Below are 21,625 nucleotides of genomic sequence, written 5' to 3'. Positions count from 1 at the left end.
ATGACAAGCCCCAAACCCCGGCTCAACCCGAAACGACTCGGACACCTCGTGCTGGTCGTGCGTGATATTCAGAAGTCGGTGAGGTTCTACACCGAAGTGCTCGGCCTCACGGTCTCCGACTGGATCGACGATCAGATGGTGTTTTTGCGCGCGGGCAGCGACCACCACGATCTGGCGCTCTCGCAAATCCCGAAAAACTCGCCCGACATCGACGACCTGCCGCGCTACAGCCGGCCGGGCATGGAGCATTTTTCGTATCTGGTCGATAGCGTGGAGGAGATGGAGAACGCCGTGGCGGTGCTGCGTGCGCATGACGTCGAGATCGTGCGCGGCATCGGCCGCCACGGTCCCGGTGCGAACTACTTCCTCGTGTTCAAGGATCCCGACGGCAACAACGTCGAACTGTATTGCGAGATGACGCAGATCGACGCCGAGCATCCGTACGAGGCAAAGGTCTGGGAGCGCAACATCGAGAGCTTCGACCGGTTCCGGTTCGAGCGCTTCGTCGTGCCGCCGCCGCCGGGCATGGTCAAGGAGAAGTCGGGCGGCAAGGCATAGCGCGCTCGTCAATGGGCCAACAGGCCCCATGGCCGATCGCAGAATCGGCAACCGGAGGAGACATTCGAATGAAACGCATCGCACAGACGATCGTGTTCTGGGGCGTATTGCTCGCCCTGTGGGAAATGGCCGTGACGTATTTCAAGGTGCAGTCGTACCTGATGCCGCCCCCGTCGGGCATCTTTCGCGCGGCATGGGAAGTGCATCCGCAGATGCTCACGGATACCTGGGTGACGACCGTCGAAGTGTTGACGGGCTTCGTTGCGGCCGTGCTGGGCGGCCTCGTGATCGGCGTGGTCATCAGCTACAGCGCGTTTGCGCGTCGCACGCTGTATCCGCTCGTCACTGCGCTGCAAAGCATGCCGAAGATCGCGCTCGCGCCTCTCATGATCGTGTGGTTCGGGTATGGCTTCGCCTCGAAACTGGCATCCACGTTCCTGTTTGCCTTCTTCCCCGTGGTGGTGGCGACGATGGGCGGACTCGCCTGCGTGGCGCGCAATCTCGACGAGCACTTCCGCGCGCTCGGGGCGAGCCCGTGGGACACCTTCTGGCGTCTGTATCTGCCGGCGGCGCTGCCGGCATTCGCCGACGGTCTGAAAATCGCGATGCCGCTCGCGGTGATCGGGGCCATCGTCGGCGAGTTCATCGGTTCGGAAGAAGGGCTTGGACACCTGATCGTGTTCGCGTCGGCTGCCGCTCGCACCGACGTCATGTTCGCCGCCATTCTGATGGTGACGCTGCTTGCCGTGGTGCTGTATTGGGTCATCGAGCGCCTCGCGCGCTTCGTCTGGTGGCGGGGGATCAACGTATGAACGGCGTCACCCACATCACGAACATGACCCACATGACCGACGCGAAGCCGAACGCCGTGACGCCCCTTCATGGCACGCGCGCCGCGACAGCGTCGCCCTCCGGCGCCCCGGCCGCGTCCGCGCCGCCAGCCGACACCATGATCGAAGTGCGTCATGTCGACAAGGCCTTCGCAGCCAGGCAACGCAAGGCCGCGCCTGTCAGGATTCTCGAGGATGTCTCGTTGTCCGTTGCGGACCGGGAATTCGTGTCGATACTCGGCGCGAGCGGTTGCGGCAAGAGCACGTTGCTGCGTATCGTCGCGGGACTCGTGCCGCACGACGGCGGCGAAGTGCGCGTGGGCGGCCAGCGCGTATCGCAGCCCTTGCCGGAGATCGGCGTCGTCTTTCAGTCGAGCAACATGCTGCCGTGGCTCACCGTGCGGCAGAACCTGATGCTCGGCACCCAGCTTCGCAAGATTCCGAAAGAGAAGAGCGAGCCGCGCGTCGCGGCGCTGCTCGAAATGCTGGGGCTTGCACAATTCGCGGATCACCATCCGCATGAGTTGTCCGGCGGGATGCGTCAGCGCGCGTCGATCGGCCAGATTCTTGCGCTCGAACCGAAGGTGCTGCTGATGGACGAACCGTTCGGGGCACTCGACGCGCTCACGCGCGACAACCTGAACGTCGAATTGCTGCGCATCTGGCAGGAGCACCGGCAAACGGTGTTGCTCGTCACGCACAGCATCGAGGAGGCGGTGTTCCTGTCGGATCGTGTGATCGTGATGTCGGCGCGTCCGGGCAAGGTCGAGCAGGAGGTGGCGATCGATCTGCCGCGTCCGCGCTCGCCGCAGACGATCAAGCAGCACCCGCGCTACGCCGGGTACATTGCGCAGCTCTCGCAGTTGATGGGAGTGTATTGATGGACGGGCAAACGTTGGCCACACCGGCGCCGATCGATTGGCTGGCCGCACGCGGCCTGATGCGCGGGCTCGGTCCGCGCTGGGTGGAGGATATTGCCGCGGGCCGGCGCGCCGTGCTCGACGTCTATACGCCGCTGCTGGCCAGGGCGCCGGCCGATGGCTTCGCCGTGGAGTGCGATCTGGCGTACGGCCCGCATGCCCGCCACCGGCTCGACGTCTATCGGCCAACGCCCGGAGCGGGCGCGGCGCGCGGTCGGGCCCCGGTGGTCGTGTTCGTACATGGCGGCGGCTTCGTGCGAGGCGACCGGAACGCCAACACGCAGATCTACGGCAACGTGCCGCGGTATTTCGCACGTCATGGCTGCATTGCCGTGAACGTGGAATATCGTCTCGCGCCCGAGGCCCCGTTTCCCGGCGGCGCGCAGGACATCGCACTGGCCATGGCCTGGATTCGCGCGAATCTCGACGCGCATGCGGGCGAGGGCGGCGCGGACCTGTCGCGCGTGTTGCTGATCGGGCACTCGGCCGGCGGATCGCACGTTGCGAGTTATCTCTGCGATCCGCGTGTACGACCGGCAACGCCTGAGGTGGCTGGCGCTGTCCTCATCAGCGCGCGGCTGCGTGCCGACGTGCTGCCGGACAATCCGAACGCTCCAGGGGTGGTGGCGTACTACGGCGAGGACCCGGCGCGTTACGCGTCGGATGCGCCGATGGCACATGCCGAGGCGATGCCCGTTCCGGTGATGACCGTCGTCGCGGAGTTCGAGAATCCCCATCTCGATACCTATGCGTTGGAGTTCTGCCACCGGTTGTCCGTGCGCGACGCGCGTGCGCAGCGCTTCGTCCAGGTGCGCGATCACAACCACACCTCCATCGTGGCCCACATCGACACCGGCGACGACTCGCTCGGCCGCGAAATCCTGCAATTCCTGCACGAACTCAACCCATCGCCCTGATCGGGGCCGCGTCTGCCTGAAGCGCCGAGCGCGTGCGATGAGTGCCCGGCGCGGGTCGCGACGAACCTCTCTTTCTCCCTACTAGGAACTGTCATGGTCGATCACGAATTGACCGGGGCGTTTGCGCCCGTCGTCACGCCGTTTCAGGCGGATCTGACGCCGGATGCCCCCCGTTTTGTCTCGCATTGCGCATGGTTGCTCTCGCACGGCGTGGGTCTGGCGCCGTTCGGCACCAACAGCGAAGCGAATTCGCTTGGACTGGCCGAGCGTATGGCGTTACTCGACCTGCTGGTCGACAACGGGCTCGATACGCGGCGCATGCTGCCCGGTACGGGCTGCTGTTCGCTGCCGGAGACGGTGACGCTCACGCGTCATGCCGTAGCGCACGGATGCGCCGGCGTACTGATGTTGCCGCCGTTCTTCTACAAAGGCATCTCCGACGACGGTCTGTATGACTATTACGCACGTGTTATCGAACAGGTCGGCGACGCGCGTTTGCGGCTGTACCTGTATCACATTCCCGCGCTCTCGGGCGTGCCGATCACGTTGCCCGTCATCGAACGCCTGATTCGCGACTTCCCCCGCACTGTCGCCGGCATCAAGGACAGCTCGGGCGACTGGCAAAACCTCAGCGCGATGCTCGACGCCTTTCCCGGTTTCGGTATTTTTCCCGCGTCGGAGTCGCTGATCACGCGTGCATCGGCCAGAGGCGCGAAGGGCTGCATTTCCGCGACGGTCAACATCAATCCGGAGGTCATTGCACGCTTGTGCCGCGAGTGGGCGGACGACACCGGCGCGGCGCTTCAGGCGCAGGCCGATGCCGTTCGCAGCATCGTCCAGTCGTTCCCGATGATCCCGGCGCTCAAGGCCGTGCTGGCGTCGCATCGCGACGACGCGGCGTGGGCGCAGGTACGTGCGCCGCTTTCGCGGCTCTCGGACGAGCAGCACGAGCAGCTGCATGCGCAGCTGGCCGCTTGTGGCTTCACGTTGCCGGGTTGATCCACGATGCGCGGCGCGTTGCGGTATCTGACGTCTCGCCGGCGAGGTGCTCACCCTGAGCGCCTTGAGCGTCGTGGGGGGGATGGCGCTCACTGGACGGCGCGCGCCCGCGCGTGCACGCCGGGTGCCCTGCCGGCGATGGCGTTCGGCATGGGCGCTTGCGAGTTATCTCAGGCGCAAGTCCAAATCTACGGACACCTCACGCCGATGACGGACTGGGTCAGTGTAAGCGGGCGTCAGACGCCGGCATCGGCACCGCGTCCGGCGCAGGCGCCCGCGGGCGCGATCGACGCCCCGGCGATGAGCGGCACGCGCATGCTCTCGAGCATTTCGTATTTCGGCATGCGCGGCAAGGAGGATCTTGGCGATGGCTATGCCGCCATCTGGCAGATCGAGACCCCGGTCTCAATCGACGGCAAGGCCACCGGTTCCATCGGTGGGCGCAATTCGAATGTCGGCCTGAAGGGACCGTTCGGCACGGCGTTTCTTGGCAACTGGGATACGCCGTATCAGTGGTCGACGCTTTCCGTTGGCTCTCCCGTGCGCAACCCCTACACGGGCGACCTGAGCACGATCCTGAGCAATCCGGGCTTTAACGTACCGAACACCACGACGCAGTCAGGGCGGGTCAACAACGCGTCGGACGCCACGTTCAACCGGCGTCAGGGCAACACGCTGCAATACTGGACACCCGAGTGGGCAGGGCTGCAATTGCGCTTCTCGTACTCGCTCTCGAACGGCAGGGTCGGCACCCCGGCAGGCGAGATTTCGCCGCAGATTTTCGGCGCGGGACTGGAGTACGTGAGCGGCCCGCTGCGCGTGCGCTATGCCTACGAGTTGCACAAGGACTATTTCGGCCTGGCGTGGCTGGGCGCACCGGCAAGCGCGAATCCGTCGAACGCCGGTTCGCGCGCTACCGGCTCGACCGACGATGCTCACAAGGTCCTCATCGTCTTCACCTACGCACAGACGAAATGGGTCGTGGGCTGGGACCGGTTGGCCTATCGCACCGACGACGGCACGACGGGCAATCTCAACCGCTATCGACGCGACGCGTTCTACGCGATGGTGCAGCACTTCTTCGGCGGCGGGCGGCATTCCGTCTGGTTGGGCGGCGGCTACGCGATGAATGGCACGTGCTCGCGCGCTGGCGGCGCGGTGTGCAATGCCGACGATCTCGGCGCCACCCAACTCAACCTCGGGTATCGCTACGACTTTTCCAGACGGACCGACGTGTACGTCGCCTACTACCAGGTCATCAACCGGGCGTGGGGCAGCTATGGCTTTTCGCCGCGTCCCAACTTTGCGGGTGGCAATGCCCCGCCGGGCGTGCACTACCGCGGCGCGGGCATCGGTATCGAACATACCTTTTGAATACGAATTAACCACGAATTCCCCATACTTCAGATTCACAGGAGACGATCTTGAGTACGACACAACCGGGCTTCGGCAGCATTGTCGAGCGAGAAAAAGGGCTGCACCGAGGGTTGAGCAGCGCACAGTTATCGATGATCGCCATTGGCGGGGCCATCGGCACCGGCCTGTTTCTGGGTAGCGCGTTCGCCATCGGTTTTGCGGGCCCGAGCGTGCTGCTGAGTTACGCCATCGGGGGGGCGATCGCGCTGCTGCTGATGGGGTGTCTTGCGGAGATGACGGTCGCGCACCCGACCTCCGGATCGTTCGGCGCCTATGCCGAGCACTACATCGGCCCGCTGGCGGGGTTTCTGGTGCGCTACGGCTACTGGTCGTCGATCGTGTTCGCCGTGGGCACCGAAGTCACGGCCATTGCCGTCTACATGAAATACTGGTTCCCGGCCGTGCCGGGGTGGTACTGGATCGTGGGCTTCTCGGCAGGGCTCATCGCCGTGAATGCGGCAAGCGTGAAGGTCTTCGGCGCGGTCGAGTATGCGTTCTCGATGCTCAAGATCGCGGCTATCGTCGCCTTTCTCATCCTCGGCGCGTACATCGTTTTCCGCGCGCCGCCGCAAAGCGGGGTCGGTGTGGCGAACTACACGGCGCACGGCGGCTTCTTTCCCAAGGGCGCATGGGGCATGTGGGTCGCCGTGATCGTATCGATCTTCAGCTATCTGAGCATCGAGATGATCGCCGTGGCCGCGGGCGAGGCACAGGACCCGCAGCGCGCGATTACCCGGGCGTTCCGCGCGACGATGTTCCGTCTGGTGTTCTTCTATCTGCTGACGTTGGCGCTCACGCTTGCCATTGTCCCGTGGAACGCGGCGGGGGAAGACGGCAGCCCGTTCGTGAAGGTGATGGCCGCAACGCATATTCCAGGCGCGGCGGGCGTCATCAACCTGGTGATTCTGGTGGCGGCGCTCTCGGCCATGAACAGCCAGCTCTACATCACCACGCGCATGATGTTCTCGCTCTCGCGTGCGGGTTATGCGCCGCGCCGTTTTGGCGAACTCAGCCGCAATGGCGTGCCGGTCCCGGCGCTCATGCTCTCGACCATCGGTATCGCACTGGCCGTTGCGCTCAATGTGATGGCGCCGCAGGCATCGTTCACGCTGATGATGTCCGTCTCGATGTTCGGCGCGATGTTCACGTGGCTGATGATTTTCGTCACGCATCTGTATTTCCGCCGTGCGCACGACGCCACGTCGCTGACGTTTCGCATGTGGGGCTATCCCTACGCGAGTCTGGCCGGCGCGTTGCTGATGGTGGCAACGCTCGTTACGACGTATTTCACGAGCGAGTTCCGCATGACGCTGGTCTACGGCGTGCCGTTCGTGGTCGCGCTGTCTGTCGTCTACGCGGTGTGGTACCGCCGGCGCGACGCGCAGGTCGCTGTCCCGGCGCGCGGGCAGGGCAACTGACGCGAGCGCCCGCTCAGGGAGGATCGCGCCGCGCCGAGTGCAGCGAGAGCGGCGCGGCGACCGATTCGAGAGAGCGGCGCTCCGCGGCGATCCCCCAGCGCGCCGCCACGGCCGCGGCCAGAAGCATCAACGCCGCGCCGATCAGATAACCCACGGACACGTCGGCGCGCCGGTGCGTGTCGATGAGCCAGCCGAAAAGCGCCGGACCGGCCACGCCGCCGAGCAGCGTGCCGATGGCGTAGAACACGGCAATCGCCAGCGCGCGAATTTCCAGCGGGAAATTCTCGCTCACGGTAAGGTACGCCGAACTGGCCGCCGCCGAGGCAAAGAAGAAGATGACCGACCACGCGAGCGTCTGCGTATGCGTGCTCAGCCAGCCTTGTGCAAAGGCCCAGCCGCTCAGCGCGAGCAATACCCCCGAGACGGCATAGGTTGCGCAGATCATCACGCGTCTGCCGAGAACGTCGAACCAGTGTCCGAGCGCGATTGGCCCGAGAACATTGCCCGCCGCAAACGGCAGCAGGTACCAGCCGACGTTCGCGGCCGGTACGTCGTAGAAGTCGGTGAGCACGAGCGCATACGTGAAGAAGATCGCGTTGTAGCAAAACGCCTGCGCGATCATGAGCGTGAGTCCGACGAGGGAGCGGCGGCGGTACGTGTGCATGAGCGTGTGCCAGACCTCGTGAAGCGGCGTGGCGTGCCGGGCATGCAGTTGGAGACGCGGCGCGGCAGTATCGGGAATCGCGTGCCCGCGCCGGCGCAGGGACTGTTCGATACCGTGGACGATGGCCTCGGCTTCGCGGGTATGGCCCCGAAGCACTAGCCAGCGAGGACTCTCCGGGACCCACATGCGCATGAGGAGAATGCCGAGTCCGAGCGTTGCGCCAATGAAGAAGCACACCCGCCAGCCCCAGTCCGGTGGCAGCACGCCGGGATCGAGCAGCACCAGCGATCCCGCCGCGCCGAATGCGGCGCCCGCCCAGAAAGTGCCGTTGATGACGAGATCCGTCCAGCCGCGCACGCGGGCCGGTGTGAATTCCTGAATCGTGGAATTGATCGCGGTGTATTCGCCGCCGATGCCCGCGCCCGTGAGGAAGCGGAACACGACGAAGCTGGTGAAGCTCCACGACAGCCCGGTGGCGGCCGTGGCGGCAACGTACAGCAGTAGCGTGACGAAGAAGAGTTTGCGACGCCCGAGCCGGTCGGTCAGCCAGCCGAAGCCGAGCGCGCCGAGCACGGCGCCCGCGATATAAGCGCTGCCGGCAAGGCCGATCTGGGCGTTGGTGAGGGCGAGTGAGGGGCTCGATTTGAGCGCGCCTGCGACGGCACCCGCCAGGGTGACTTCCAGGCCGTCGAGCAGCCACGTGACGCCCAGGGCGACGACGATCAGCGTGTGAAATCGTCCCCAGGGCAGGCGGTCGAGGCGGGCGGGCAGGTCGGTATCGACGAGCGACGCCGCGGCGCATTGATTGGATGAAGTAGGACTTGTCTCGTCTGTCGTTTCTGCCATCAGGCTGTAAAGCGCACCGGAAATCCCCCGTGGTTCGTCGGTATTTGCCTGACATCTTACTCCCGCGGCGCCGAGACGCCGAGACGCCAAGACGCAGTGAGGCGGTCGCGGGCCGGGAAATCGCAGTCTTTGCCGATTACGTTTCGGACGCCGCGCCCAGATGCGCCGGACCGGCTTCGAGCACGGTGCGGCGGCGCACATCGGCGAGCGCCGGGGAGTCGTCGTCATCGTCGTGCGTCGCGCTGGCGGACGGTTTGGCCGCGCGCGCGATGTCGTTCTGCGTGATGGACTGGAGCAGGGTCATCAGATTGCTGCTGTCCGAGGCCGATACCGGTGTCGTCACATCGCTTACCAGTTTCGCCATTTCGTAGCGCTGGACCCGGGTCGTCTGACTGGCGGAGCGGCTCGCGCCGGCGTGCGTCAGCAAGCCGTCCCGATAGCCCACTTCGACAGCGCTCTTTGCCGAGTCCTCCACTTTGACGTACTCGTAGTTCTGCGTCTTCGGATCGTCTCTCAGGTCGAGCGGCACGCCGGCCCAGAGGGAGCGGTGATAGCTTGCGCTGAGTGTGGCTTGCGTCTGCTGGTCGATGGTGCGGTTCAGGCTGTTGGGGCCGCCGATCTGTGTGCTCTGCGAAATCCGGTAGTCGAAACCGTCGACTTCGGACGGACGCATCGGGTTCGGCGACGTCTGCGTCTGGGAAATCGACGCGCTGAAGTCCGCCAGTCCGCTCAGTACCGACTTGTCGGCGTGACTGAGCGCAATGCGCGGCAGCGTGGCGGCGGGCGGGTAGTGCGTGTTGAGGCCGCTGAACGCTGCCTTGAACAGGCTCATGAGCGCCGCGTCGCCATTGCCGCGGGTCTGCGCGGCGTCGAAACGGTCGAGCCATGCGTCGAGTGAGGCCTTCTGCGCTTTCGGGCTGCCGAACGCTTGCAGATTCGTGAGATCGACGTTTACGTCGAACTTGCCGGTTGCGCCCTCGACGTGCATCGTGCGCTGCGTGGCGTCTGCATGAAAGGCGACGGTCTGGGGCGTCTTGCCGTTGGCGCCCAGTGTCGCCGACAGATCGACCGAGGTGAGCAGCGCGGTGTCGAAGCCGGTCAATCCGCTGAAATCGATGGCGGGCGGCTGTTTGGCGAGACCGTCGATCGCTTGCTGGAACGCGTCTCCCAGTTTGCCAAGCTGCTCGCGTTCGGCGTCTGTGAGCGCGCCCTTCGTGACAGAGAACTCGACGGACAGGCCATTCACGTCGCTATCGCTGCTGCCGATACTGACGGTGACCTGTGCGCCGCTCGCCGTGGTGATCGAAAGCGCGAACCGGTTATCCGCGCCCGATCGCAGTTTCGCCTGTTGCAGGGCCAGATCGGTCTCGGTCGCAGGGGCGGCCGAGGTCGAGCGCGAGACCGTTTGCGAGAACGACGTTGCCCCCGACGCGATGGCCGACAGCAGGGTCGAGCCGATCCGGTCGAGCCGATTGCCCAGGGAGGACGTCGACATATTGCCCGACATCAGCAGCGAGAGCGCGTCCGAGGGGACCCGTTGCCAGGTCAGCACCGCGCCGTTGGCGACCGGCTGTGCGTACGCCGGCCAATGGGCAACGGGCGGCGTTTGCGTGAGCGTGACTCGCGTCGAATCCGTCGGGCCGGCCACGTCGTTGGCCGTCGTACTCGAAGCATTGAGTCCGCTCGCGGCCGCAGCGCGCGATGCGATGCCGGCGCTCGTCAGCGAAAGAAGTTGGGTGGCCGTATTGATAGACGTCATCGGGGGCGTGTCGTCCGGTTGTCTTTGTAAGCCCCGGTAAGGAAACCGGGGGCGATCAAGAGCGATAACGACTTCCGGACGCCAATATTTAGCACCACCCCTCAATTTTTGGAGGTCCCTGCCGCGGCCATGGAGCGTTGCCCGGCGCGCTTGCTTCGCGGCGACGAATCGCGGCATAATGAAACTTCAAAAGTTACATAAGTGAAGGACCGATGAAGCCGCTCATGCCGCAGGACACGATTGCCATGTTCGATGAGCATGCCGCAACGTACGACCAGACGTGGAGTGCGATGGCGCCGTTGCGCGATGCGCTGCAACTGGTGCTGGACAGCGTTTTCGCGCCGTTGCCGGATGATGCGCATGTGTTGTGCGTCGGCGCGGGTACCGGGGCGGAGATTCTGGCGCTTGCCGAGCACCATCCCGGGTGGCGCTTCACGGCGGTGGAACCGTCGGGGCCGATGCTGGACGTCTTTCGGGGCAAGGCCCGGACGCTGGGCATCGTTTCGCGTTGTTTATTCCATCAGGGGTTTCTCGATTCGCTGGCCGAAGGGCAGGCATTCGATGCGGCGACCGCGATTCTGGTCTCTCAGTTCGTCACCGATTCCGCGCAGCGTCGCGTCTTTTTCCGGGACATTGCACACCGGCTGCGTCCGGGCGGCCTGCTCGCGAGCGCCGATTTGGCTTGCGATATGGGGTCCGAGGCCGGCAAGCGCCTGCTCGAGGTCTGGTTCGACATGATGTCCGTGTCTGCGCAGGCGCGCGAGCGGGCGAAGGCCATCTACGGTTCGCAGGTGGCGGTGATGCCTCCCGAGGCGATGGACGACATCCTCCAGGAGGGCGGATTCGACCGGCCGGTGCGGTTTTTCCAGAGTGGATTGATTCACGCGTGGTTCGCGCGTCAGGCGCTTGACGCGCGATGATCGACGGCCAACGAAGCCTCCCATGAGAAGCGACAGCAGACTCTCGCGCATGCTCCACGTGCTGCTGCACATGGCGCGGCATGACGCCCCGTTCACGTCCGGGCAACTTGCCAGGATGCTGCGCACGAACCCGGTCGTGGTGCGGCGCACGATGGCGGGCCTGCGCGACGCCGGTTACGTGCGTTCCGGCAAGGGGCACGGCGGCGGATGGACCATCGCTTGCGACCTGAGCACGGTCACGTTGCTCGACGTCCATCGCGCCGTGGGCGGCCCGAGTATATTTGCTATCGGCGTGGAAAGCGACAACCCGGGGTGCGCCGTCGAACGCGCGGTGAACGCGGCGCTCGACAGTGCATTGCGCGAGGCGGAGGCGATCCTCGTTGCCCGCCTGGGCGCGGTGTCGCTGGCGGATCTGGCGCACAACTTCGATGCGCTGTGCAACCAGCACGAGATGGAGGCGGGTTAGCCGGGATGTTCACTGCGGTTGGGTGGCCACCAACCGGGCTTTGATGGCGAAATCGACCGGCACGACCTTGCAGGAGCATTTCGGCAATGTCGTGTATCGGAACGGTGGGGAAATACACGGTGATACAAACGGGGATAACGATTAGGCTATAACGCTATGAGCGACCGCGCCGCCGGTGCGGGCCAACCGGGAGTCCCTCATGTCGTCTGAAACTTCGTCGGAAACATCGTGCGCTGTGCATCAAGGTTCCTGCCATTGCGGCGCCGTTCGTTTTGAAGTCGTTACGCCTGTCGAACCCGCCGCACGTTGCAATTGCAGCCTGTGCCGCCGCAAGGGCGCGTTGATGACGCCCCCCTTCCCGAAGGCGAACCTGCGCATCCTCAGCGGCGAAGACGCGCTGACGCTGTACCAGTTCAACACGCGCGTGGCGCAACATTATTTCTGCAAGCACTGCGGCATTTATCCGTTTCACGCCTCGCGCACGATGCCTGGCATGTGGCGCGCCAACATCGGCTGTCTGGAAGACGTGGTCGATCCGTATGCAATCGATTACGTGGTCTCCGACGGCAAGAAACATTCCGTCGTGGGTGACGCATGAGGCGTCTGCCCGGTTTGCTCGCGTTCCTGGCGGGCGGCTTGAGCACCGGAGTCGTCCATCCGCTGCAATGCGATCTCGTGCCGGCGAGCCGTCGAAGACTGCCCGAAACGCAGCGCATCGCGCATGGCAGGGCCTTGCGCGCCAGTGGGTGACGAACGTCTCCCGGACGGTAACGCTAGCGCTCCAACCCCGCCCGATGTTTCTGATACTGAATCGCCGACACGATGGCCACGCGCCGGATTGGCTCCGGCGGGAGCCACGTCGGCCGCTCGAAACCAAGTGCATCGCTCAGTTCCGCGGAGGGAAGCCCGCAAGCCATCTCACCGAGCAGCTTTCCGAACATACTGCCTTTGAGCACACCCGCGCCGTTGCAACCCAGCGACGCGAACAACCCTTTGCGAATCTCGCCGAAGTAGAGCGCTCCGTTGCGCGTGAGCGCCGTCACGCCCCCCCAGACGTGCTCGAACTTGTGCGATGCCATTTGCGGGTAGCGGCGTCGATAGGCGTCGGTCAGCATGGCGCTCACGTCTGCCATCGGGCGTTCCTTCTCGTACGAATAGGCGCTGCGCACCACGAAGCGGCCGCCCAGCGTCTTGCGCAGCGTCGTGCCCAGACGGTTTGCCGGAATCACACCCCATTCGGGGGCGGGACCGAGTTTCGCCAGTTCCTCGGTGGCCAAGGCGGGCGTCATGGCGGCGTATGTGTAGATCGTGAAGACGCGATCGCGCGCCAGCCCCAGTTTGCGGGCGAAACCATTGTTCGCGACGATAACCTGACCCGCACGCAATTGCGTCGACGCGGTCGTCACGGTGAACGGTCCCGTGCCGTCGAGCGACACGACCGGTTCGTTCTCCCACAGGCGGACGTTCGCCGGCAGGCTGTCCGCCAGCCCGCGAATGAGCGCCGCGGGCTGTACGAAGACGTTGTTGTTCGAGTGGTAACCATAGCCGTAGTAATCGGTGCCGATCTCGTCACGCAACGCGTCGCGCGACAATTCACGGTACGTCACGCCCCATTCGCGGTATTGCGCGAGAGTGTCGCGCAGGCGGCGCTCCCCGTCGGCGGTGGCGGCCGCGTGGTATTTGCCGACAGGGTTCCAGCCGCAGTCGATGCCATGTGCCGTCACGAGTTCCTGCAGCCACTTCAGGCCGATGTCGTACAGCCGGATCTGCTTGCGCGCGATTTCCAGGGGGCTGCCGTGACCGCCCATGCCGGTGTTGTGCGGCAAGTTGATGAGAAATCCCGAATTGCGTCCTGCCGAACCGTTGCCGACGGTCGTGGCGTCGACGACCAGCACGGAGGCGTCCGGCCGAAGCTCGGCTACGCGGCGTGCCGCCGCCAGGCCGGTAAAGCCCGCACCGATGACGATAACGTCGAAACTTCGCTCGGCCGGCGCTCGCGTGTGCGGCGCGCGCGCCGGCAGCAAGGCGTTCCAGCCGGCGCCCGCCTGATAGGCGGGGAACGTGTCCCGCGCAGGGCGGGAAGCAATGACTTGATTGGACATGACGAATGAAATGCGGGGGCTTACCGAAAATTCCGAATCCTTGCGCAGCCTTATGCGGCCTGACTCTCGAGACTGCGCATCACTTCGGTCTGCACGGTGTTCCAGATTTGCGATTTGAGTTCGTTGTAACGCGGTGAGAGCTGGACCTGCGCGTCGCGCGGCATCGGCAGATCGTTCGGCATATCGCACGCGACTCGGCCGGGACGCGCGCTCATGATGACCATGCGCGTCGAGAGCATCAGTGCTTCGTCGATGGAATGCGTGATGAAGACAATGGTCTTGCCGCTCTTCTGATAAATCTGAAGCAACTCTTCCTGCAACACCTGACGCGTCATCGCGTCGAGCGCGGCGAATGGCTCGTCGAGCAGGATCACGTCCGGATCGTTGGCCAGCACACGGGCAATCGACACGCGTTGGCGCATGCCACCGGAGAGCGCCTTCGGATAACGATCCTCGAAGCCCTTGAGACCGACCATCTCGATGTAGCGCCGCGCAGTGGCATGGCGTGTGGCCTTGTCGATTCCTTTCATCTTCAGTCCGAAGGCCACGTTATCGAGCACGCTCAGCCACGGGAACAGCGCGTATTGCTGGAAGACCATGCCGCAATGCGGATCGATGCCCTTGACCTCGCGGCCGTTGACGCGAATCGAGCCGGTGGTCGGTTCGTCGAAACCGGTGATGAGGTTGAGCAGCGTCGACTTGCCGCAGCCGGACGCGCCGAGCAACACCACGAACTCGCCGCGCGCGATGTTCATGTCCACACGCTCGAGCGCCTGAAAGTCGCCGTAGCGCTTCGACACGCCGTCGATGGCGATCATCGTGTCGGAGGGCGGGGCGCCTGCTTGCCTCGCTTGCGTCGCCTGAATCTCCTGAATCCCCTGAATCTCCTGAATCTCCTGAATCCCCTGAATCCCCTGAATCCCCTGAATCCCCTGAATCCCCTTAGTCGGCTGTGCCCCTGCCTGTGAATCGACGCGATCGTTCATGCTTGCCACCCCAACACTTTGCGCTCGATAGCGCGGAAGACGATATCCGTCACCAGCACGGTGACGCTGATCATGACCATGCCGAGCACCACGACTTCCGTCTGGAAGAACTCCTTGCCGTTCATGATGAGAAAGCCCAGCCCCTCGCGCGCGGCGACCAGTTCTGCCGAAATCACGCACGTCCACGACAGGCCGAGAATGATCTTCAGGCCAGAGAGGATTTGCGGCAGGCTCGCGGGCAGGATCACTTCGCGCATCACCTGCCATCGGCTTGCGCCCAGATTCCTGGCGGCACGGATCAGCAGCGGGTCGACGTTGCGCGTGGCTTCGATCACATAGACCAGTGCCGGGGCGAACGTCCCCATGAACACGATGCTGTACTTCTGCGTCTCCGAGATGCCGAACCACAGCAGCGAGAGCGGAATCCAGCTCATCGACGGCAGCGGACGCAGGAACGACAGGATCGGGTCGAATGCGGCGCGCGCGTAACTCGACGTGCCGAGGACGATCCCCAGCGGAATGGCCACGACCGTGGCGGCGATGAAGCCGGTCATCACACGCCGGGTGGAGGCCAGCACGTTGGCGAGCAAGGTGCCGTCGGCCATCATGGCGACGATTTTTTCCGCGACGGCAGACGGCGGCGGCAGGAACAGGGCATCGACGATGCCGGTGCGGCAGGCCGCTTCCCATGCCAGCAGAAACACGATCACGGACGCAAATCCCACGCCCAGCAACGTGGCACGGGACGGTTGACGATGATTCACAATCAGACTCCTCAGGCATATGCCGGTACGGGATCGAACGACGATCGGGGGCGTACCGGCACGCGAATGCTTACAGATACGACGTGTTGACCCACTGGCGTACGGCCGGCGCCTTGTCGATCTGCTTGTAGGTCACGAGCATTTCGGCCAGACGTTGCAAGCCGTCGGCATAGTTGCCCGGCGACTTGAGCAATTGCGTCTGCTGCGCGAGGTTGTACCAGTCCGCACCCTTGATCGTCTCGATCTGGTCGAGCGCCGACATGCCCGTGAGCGGGATCAGCGAGCGCGCGGCCTCGTCCGGCTTGTCGCGCAGCGTCTGGCAGGCGTCGAAATAGACCTTCAGGTACTTGCGCACGGCCTCGCCGTTCTTTTCCGCCCACGCGTTGCGCACGATCAGCACGTCCGGCCCTGGCGTCACGTTGTACTTCTTGTAGAGCGAGAACTGCGTATCGTCGGCCAGCAGCTTCATGCCAGACATGGCGCGGATGCGGTTGAACTGCGGGGTCCAGGCCGCTGCGGCGTCGATCTGCCCCGACTGGATTGCGCCCGGAATTTCGGGCGCGGGGACGTTGAGCACCGTCACGTCGTTCGACAGACCGGCGCTGCCCAGAAGATCGAGCACCAGCAAATGCGCACTCGACGCGAACGTCACGCCCAGCTTCTTGCCCTTGAGATCCTGCAACGAATTCACACCGTCGCGAACGAACAGACCTTCGACCTTGCCGAAGCTCTCCGGCACGGCCACGATGGAGAAGTGCTTCGAGCCGCGCGCCATCAGCGCGAGCGCCGACACGATGCCCGTGCACGCGATGTCGATGCCGCCCGAGAGCACCGCGCTCATGCGCGCGGACGACGTGCCGAACGACTGCCACTGCTGGTCGATGCCCGCGGCGCTCAAAGCGCCCGACTTCATTGCGAGATACGCCGGATAGTGACCCAGCCAGGCCGAGCCACCATATTGAATCGTTGTGGCATCCGCGGCACGGGCCATGCCCGGGAGCGACAGTCCGCCGGCCGCAGCCGCCGCCGACATGGCGGCGCTGGTATGAAGGAATTTGCGTCGTGAGAGATTCATGCGTGTCTCCTTTGTAGGTTGTGTTATTCGCGTTGAACGATGGGCGCACTTCAGGTGAGTCATCTGGCCCGGCGCCCCGGGCGGTGGATCAGCAAAGCGCCAGCCGTTCGCCCAGCCAGGGCATCACGCGGCGCAGTTCCGGAAAGGCCTCCTGTGCGAGCGCAAGTCGGCCGGCGAGAAAACACTGCGATGCCATTTCCGAGACTTCGCCTTCGCGCGATACCTGATAGATCGTGCGCGAGAGCGCGGGGCCGGGCAGCGGCAATGCAGCGACTTGCGGCAGCGACGCGCGTCCCTGCAGCAGGCAAAGCGGTGTGGCGATCGTGAAGCCGACTTCGGCGGCGACCATCGACATCACCACGTCCGACGTGTCGATTTCGAGGTGCATGCGCGGCGAATGTCCCGTGCGTCGCAGATGACGCTCGATCACGGCCCCGAAGTGCGAACGACCCGAGAAGCGGATCAACGGGAGCGAGCGGATCAGCTCGCTAAGATCGGCGTTCGCCAGATCGCTTTCCCGCGACTTCGGCACCACGACGATGAACGGCTCCGTGAAGATCGGGCGACGCACCAGGCGCTCCATGTCGTGCATCGGGTCGCTGGTGACGATCAGGTCGAGCTGACGCGCCAGCAGCGCCTGCGCGTGTCCGTTGGCGAGGCCCGACCAGAGCAGCAACTCGCTGGTGCTGCCCGACATCTGACGCACGATGGATGGGCCTACCGTTGCGGCGAACGAGTCGATCATGCCCACGCGCACGGCGGCGCGGCTGGCGACGTCGGCGTCCTGCACCTGCGCGATGAGGCGATCCATGTCGTCCACGATCTGGCGTGCGTGGCGCGAGAGCGCGAGGCCCGCGGGCGTGAGTTTGAGAGGGCGGCGCGAGCGATCGAGCACCCGTGTGCCGACCGTCTGTTCGATCTGTGCGATGGCCTGGGAGATGGCGGACTGCGTGACGCCGAGCGTTTCGGCGGCGCCGGACAGGCTGCCGGCGGACGCCACGGCCTCGAAGATCCGCAACGATCTGACGTCGAGGTCTGCGCGCTTTTTCATCGGCGTGTCTCCAGTCCGGGCATCGCGTATCAGGGATCGAGAAAGGTCTTCCTGAGGCGAGGCAGTGAATCGGCATAAGAATTTCTGGCGATTGTAGGGATAAGAGGCCAAAAAACAAAAACAAGTTAAGCAAAACTAATACTTTGTATTAGGTCACGGGAATTCCAGGCGGGAGAGAGGAGGGGAGGCGGCTGAGGCGGGAAAGACACCGGGACATGAAGTCATGCCCCGGAGACAGCGGGTGCAGTGAATTCAGAGCAGCCGATAGGCGAGACGGGCGGCCACGCGTGCGCCTGTGCCCTGCGCGTCGAAGCGCGGGTTGTATTCCGCCAGATCGGCCACGCGCAATTTGCCGGAGCGGCGCACGTGCGTGACGATGGCTTCAATGACCGGCATGGGCACGCCGTAGGCTGCCGGGGCCGAGACCCCCGGCATGACCGGTGCGGGCAACACGTCGAGATCGATCGTCAGATAGACGTGAGACACGTCTGCGATCAGTGCATCGATCTGTGCCAGACGCTCCTCAAGATGACGGTCCTGCATTTCCGTATCTTCGACGTACGTCACTTTCAGCGCGTGGGCACGCTCGAACAACGACGCCGTGTTGCTCAGACGACTCACGCCCAGACAGGCGTAATCGAAAGGCAGTCCGGCCGTTTCGCAAGCCTGCGCGATCTGGTCGAATGGCGTGCCCGAGGTGCCGGGCCGCGCCGTGCGCAGATCGAAATGCGCGTCCAGGTTCAGGATCAGGACACGCGATCGATCGCCCAGGGCGTCGAGGTGGGCGCGCAGGCCCTGCCACGTTCCCCAGGCGATTTCGTGCCCCCCGCCGAGCACCACCGGTTGCGCCCCGGCATCGAGCTGGCGGCGAACCGCGTGCGCGAGGGCGTGCTGCGCCGCTTCGAGTGCGTCGTCATCGCATGTCACGTCGCCCGCGTCATACAGGCAGTCGATGCCGTGCGCCGGCAGGTTCGCCAAGGCGCGGCGGATCGCCTGCGGCCCCTCGGCGGCGCCGACGCGCCCCTGATTGCGCCTGACACCGGCATCGCAGGCAAAGCCCAGCAGCACCGGCGCGCCGTTCGCCGCGGTATCGGTGCGCGCATCGACTTCGCGCACGACGTTAAACAGCCGGCGGGTATCGCCGCGCTCGCCGCTGTCCGCACGACCGTGCCAGATCGGCGTGTCGCCCGGCGCCGGTTTACATTGCGTAGCCATTCGGATGTCTCCTGTCGGTGCGTGGCGTTCAGGCGCTCGCGAGATCGCGCCACTGGCCATGGCGGACCGTGCGCGAGGGCAGCTCGCCGCCAAGCCAGTACGACAGCTCCGCGGGACGCTCGATCTCCCATGCCACGAAGTCCGCCGTCTTCCCGGCCTCGATCGTGCCGTGCGTGTCCTGCATGCCGAGCGCTTTTGCGGCGTTACGCGTGACGCCGGCCAGCGCTTCCTCGGGCGTGAGTCCGAACAGCGTGCACGCCATATTGAGCATCAGGCGCAACGACAGCGCGGGCGACGTGCCGGGATTCAAATCCGACGCCACCGCGATGTCCACGCCATGACGGCGCAACTGATCGACGGGCGGGCGACGCGTCTCGTGCAACATGTGGAACGCGCCGGGAAGCAGCACGGCGACCGTGCCGGCACGCCCCATCGCCGCCGCGTCCTCCGGTGTCATGTACTCCAGATGATCGGCCGACAGGGCGCCCAATTCCGCCGCCATGCTCGACCCGCCGAGCGGTGAGAGTTGCTCGGCGTGAAGCTTGACAGGCAGCTTCAGCTTCTGCGCGCGCAGCATCACGCGCATGACCTGCGCCGGAGAAAACGCGATGGTCTCGCAGAACGCATCGACCGCGTCCACCAGGCGCTCTTGCGCCAACGCCGGCAGAATCTCCGAGCAGACGTAATTCACATACTCGTCCGCCTTGCCCGCAAACTCGGAGGGCACTGTGTGCGCCGCCAGACAGGTCGTCTTCACCGTGACAGGCAGCGCTTCCCCGAGCCGGCGCGCCACGCGCAGCATTTTGCGCTCGCTGGCCAGATCGAGACCATATCCCGACTTGATCTCGACAGTGGTGACACCGTCGCGCATCAAGGCCAGCAGGCGCTTGCGGGCCGACGCGAAGAGGGCATCTTCCGTGGCGTCGCGGGTGTGCCGCACGGTGTGCTTGATGCCGCCCCCCGCCGCGGAGATTTCCGCGTAGCTCACGCCTTGCAGGCGCTGTTCGAACTCCAGGCTGCGGTTGCCGCCGAACACCAGATGCGTATGGCAGTCGATCAGCCCCGGCGTGACCCACGCCCCGTTCAGATCGACGCATTCATCCGCGCCGCAAGCCGGACGCTCGCCGCGCGGGCCGACCCATTCGATCCGCGCGCCGTGCGTGACGATGACGGCGTCCTCGATCGCGTTGTAGCGGCCGTCGCGCATGGTCGCGACATGGCAGTGCTTCCAGTAGGTACGTTTCATGTGAGCCTTATTCCAGACGCATTTCGTTGCGCAGTTGCGCTTGCTTGGGTTTGACGCCGAATCGATACGCCACCGACATCAGCACGATCCATCCGGTGCCGACATAAAGCGCGATGCGCGTGTCTTCCGTGTACCCGAGCACACCGATCACGAAGAGCATGAACGTGATGGCGAGCGCGGGACCCACCGGCCACAGCGGCACCTTGAATTTCAGCGCCGCGACCTGGCCGGCCGACAGGCGGCGTCGCATCGCCACCTGCGAGAGCAGAATCATCAGCCACACCCACACGGTCGCGAACGTCGCAATCGACGCGATGATGAGGAATACGTCTTCCGGGATCAGGTAGTTGAGCACCACGCCGCCGAGCAATGCGCCGGTCATCACCAGCACCGTGACCCACGGCACGCCGTGACGCGACGTCGCCGTGAAGATCGCCGGCGCCTGACCATGCCCGGCCATGCCGAACATCATGCGCCCCGCACCGAAGATGTTGCTGTTGATCGCCGAGATCGCTGCCGAAATCACGATCAGGTTGAGGATGGCTGCCGCCGACTTGATGCCCAGACCCGAGAAGATCTGCACGAACGGGCTGCCCTGACTGCCGATGCCTGTCCAGGGGAAGATCGCCATCAGCACGCACATCGTCAGCACGTAGAACAGTAGAATACGGGCCGGCACTGCGTTGATGGCGCGCGGAATCACCTTCTCCGGATCCTTGGCTTCACCGCCGGTAATACCGATGATCTCGATGCCGCCGTAAGCGAACATCACCACGGCCAGCGATGCCACCAGACCGCCCCAGCCGTTCGGCAGGAAACCGCCATGCATCCACAGATGGCTCACTGCCGGCGCATGTTCGCCGTGCATCTGCACGCCGGCGAACAGAATCACGCCGCCCCCCGCGATCATGGCGGCGATGGCGAGAATCTTCACCAGTGCCAGCCAGAATTCCAGTTCCCCGTAGACCTTCACGTTGCACAGATTCAGTCCGCAGATCAGCATGACGATGCCCAGCACCCAGATCCATTGCGGCACGTCCGGGAACCAGAATCCCATATAGATACCGAACGCGGTCACGTCCGCCAGACAGACGATGATCATTTCGAGAATGTAGGTCCAGCCCGTCAAAAACCCCGCCAGCGGGCCGAGATTGTCGCGGGCGTAACGGCCGAAGGATCCGGAGACCGGCTCACGCACGGCCATTTCGCCCAGGGCGCGCATCACCATGTAGACGGCAGCACCGCCGAGAATGTAAGCAAGGATGACCGCCGGACCGGCGAGTTGAATGGCCGACGCCGAGCCGTAGAACAGGCCGGTGCCGATGGCGGAACCGAGCGCGAGGAAGCGGATGTGCCGCGCGCTCAGATTGCGTTGCAGGTTTTTCAAGCTGTCTCCTGAATGCGTAATGCGCCGGCCCGCATACGCGGGCGGCAAGTGAGATCGGGTTGTACGCGCACCGGCCGCCGTCGGCG

At 64.7% G+C, this 21,625-nt stretch carries 20 protein-coding genes; 10 read left to right on the top strand and 10 right to left on the bottom strand.

Annotated elements, in window-relative coordinates:
- The 7 genes from AB870_RS11565 (at window position 1) to AB870_RS11535 (ending at window position 7,058) form a co-directional block, all read left to right on the top strand.
- Window positions 1–558: a VOC family protein gene (locus AB870_RS11565; protein WP_047909132.1), complete on the top strand. Its 558-nt coding sequence runs from the start codon at window positions 1–3 to the stop codon at window positions 556–558.
- Window positions 559–626: 68 nt separating this feature from the next.
- Complete coding sequence (locus AB870_RS11560; RefSeq protein WP_053059695.1) at window positions 627–1,370, top strand: ABC transporter permease; 744 nt, start codon at window positions 627–629, stop codon at window positions 1,368–1,370.
- Window positions 1,371–1,507: 137 nt separating this feature from the next.
- Window positions 1,508–2,269, top strand: coding sequence for an ABC transporter ATP-binding protein (locus AB870_RS11555; RefSeq protein WP_197683867.1), 762 nt, complete (start codon window positions 1,508–1,510; stop codon window positions 2,267–2,269).
- Entirely contained in the window at window positions 2,269–3,225 is a 957-nt protein-coding gene (locus tag AB870_RS11550) for an alpha/beta hydrolase (RefSeq protein ID WP_047908099.1), read from the top strand. The genes AB870_RS11555 and AB870_RS11550 overlap by 1 nt, the downstream gene beginning before the upstream one ends.
- Window positions 3,226–3,318: 93 nt before the next feature.
- Window positions 3,319–4,224: a dihydrodipicolinate synthase family protein gene (locus AB870_RS11545; protein WP_047908098.1), complete on the top strand. Its 906-nt coding sequence runs from the start codon at window positions 3,319–3,321 to the stop codon at window positions 4,222–4,224.
- Window positions 4,225–4,230: 6 nt separating this feature from the next.
- Window positions 4,231–5,598, top strand: coding sequence for a porin (locus tag AB870_RS11540; RefSeq protein WP_084663597.1), 1,368 nt, complete (start codon window positions 4,231–4,233; stop codon window positions 5,596–5,598).
- 50 nt (window positions 5,599–5,648) lie between these two features.
- The gene (locus tag AB870_RS11535; protein WP_047908097.1) at window positions 5,649–7,058 is read left to right on the top strand and encodes an amino acid permease; all 1,410 of its coding nucleotides are present in this window, start codon (window positions 5,649–5,651) and stop codon (window positions 7,056–7,058) included.
- Between the two features lie 13 nt (window positions 7,059–7,071).
- On the opposite strand, the gene AB870_RS11530 is transcribed toward AB870_RS11535, so the two are convergent.
- Both AB870_RS11530 and AB870_RS11525 read right to left on the bottom strand, forming a co-directional pair.
- Window positions 7,072–8,568 carry an MFS transporter gene (locus tag AB870_RS11530; protein ID WP_047908096.1) on the bottom strand — a complete coding sequence of 499 codons (1,497 nt, stop codon included), beginning with the start codon at window positions 8,566–8,568 and terminating at the stop codon, window positions 7,072–7,074.
- Between the two features lie 136 nt (window positions 8,569–8,704).
- Entirely contained in the window at window positions 8,705–10,327 is a 1,623-nt protein-coding gene (locus AB870_RS11525; RefSeq protein ID WP_053059693.1) for a hypothetical protein, read from the bottom strand.
- 212 nt (window positions 10,328–10,539) lie between these two features.
- Between AB870_RS11525 and AB870_RS11520 the strand changes: the two genes are divergently transcribed.
- From AB870_RS11520 to AB870_RS11510, 3 genes are all read left to right on the top strand, one after another.
- Window positions 10,540–11,247: a class I SAM-dependent methyltransferase gene (locus AB870_RS11520; protein ID WP_237169921.1), complete on the top strand. Its 708-nt coding sequence runs from the start codon at window positions 10,540–10,542 to the stop codon at window positions 11,245–11,247.
- 22 nt (window positions 11,248–11,269) lie between these two features.
- Entirely contained in the window at window positions 11,270–11,713 is a 444-nt protein-coding gene (locus tag AB870_RS11515; protein ID WP_047908095.1) for an Rrf2 family transcriptional regulator, read from the top strand.
- 199 nt (window positions 11,714–11,912) lie between these two features.
- On the top strand, window positions 11,913–12,311 hold the full coding sequence (locus AB870_RS11510) for a GFA family protein (protein ID WP_047908094.1): 399 nt from the start codon (window positions 11,913–11,915) through the stop codon (window positions 12,309–12,311).
- A 175-nt stretch (window positions 12,312–12,486) separates the two neighbouring features.
- On the opposite strand, the gene AB870_RS11505 is transcribed toward AB870_RS11510, so the two are convergent.
- From AB870_RS11505 to AB870_RS11470, 8 genes are all read right to left on the bottom strand, one after another.
- Window positions 12,487–13,815 (bottom strand): NAD(P)/FAD-dependent oxidoreductase, encoded by a 1,329-nt coding sequence (locus AB870_RS11505; RefSeq protein WP_047908093.1) that lies wholly within the window; start codon window positions 13,813–13,815, stop codon window positions 12,487–12,489.
- A 50-nt stretch (window positions 13,816–13,865) separates the two neighbouring features.
- The gene (locus AB870_RS11500; protein WP_047909126.1) at window positions 13,866–14,633 is read right to left on the bottom strand and encodes an ABC transporter ATP-binding protein; all 768 of its coding nucleotides are present in this window, start codon (window positions 14,631–14,633) and stop codon (window positions 13,866–13,868) included.
- Between the two features lie 164 nt (window positions 14,634–14,797).
- Window positions 14,798–15,565: an ABC transporter permease gene (locus AB870_RS11495; RefSeq protein ID WP_047908092.1), complete on the bottom strand. Its 768-nt coding sequence runs from the start codon at window positions 15,563–15,565 to the stop codon at window positions 14,798–14,800.
- A gap of 70 nt (window positions 15,566–15,635) precedes the next feature.
- Window positions 15,636–16,640: an ABC transporter substrate-binding protein gene (locus AB870_RS11490; RefSeq protein ID WP_047908091.1), complete on the bottom strand. Its 1,005-nt coding sequence runs from the start codon at window positions 16,638–16,640 to the stop codon at window positions 15,636–15,638.
- An 88-nt stretch (window positions 16,641–16,728) separates the two neighbouring features.
- Window positions 16,729–17,691 (bottom strand): LysR family transcriptional regulator, encoded by a 963-nt coding sequence (locus AB870_RS11485; RefSeq protein ID WP_047908090.1) that lies wholly within the window; start codon window positions 17,689–17,691, stop codon window positions 16,729–16,731.
- Between the two features lie 252 nt (window positions 17,692–17,943).
- Entirely contained in the window at window positions 17,944–18,906 is a 963-nt protein-coding gene (hutG, locus tag AB870_RS11480) for a formimidoylglutamase (RefSeq protein ID WP_047908089.1), read from the bottom strand.
- 28 nt (window positions 18,907–18,934) lie between these two features.
- Entirely contained in the window at window positions 18,935–20,152 is a 1,218-nt protein-coding gene (gene hutI / locus AB870_RS11475) for an imidazolonepropionase (protein WP_047908088.1), read from the bottom strand.
- Between the two features lie 7 nt (window positions 20,153–20,159).
- Complete coding sequence (locus AB870_RS11470) at window positions 20,160–21,539, bottom strand: amino acid permease (protein ID WP_047908087.1); 1,380 nt, start codon at window positions 21,537–21,539, stop codon at window positions 20,160–20,162.
- Between the last annotated feature and the right edge of the window lie 86 nt (window positions 21,540–21,625).

This window comes from Pandoraea faecigallinarum (assembly GCF_001029105.3).
Classification (GTDB): Bacteria; Pseudomonadota; Gammaproteobacteria; order Burkholderiales; family Burkholderiaceae; genus Pandoraea; species Pandoraea faecigallinarum.
This window is presented reverse-complemented; position numbering and strand designations above follow the sequence as displayed.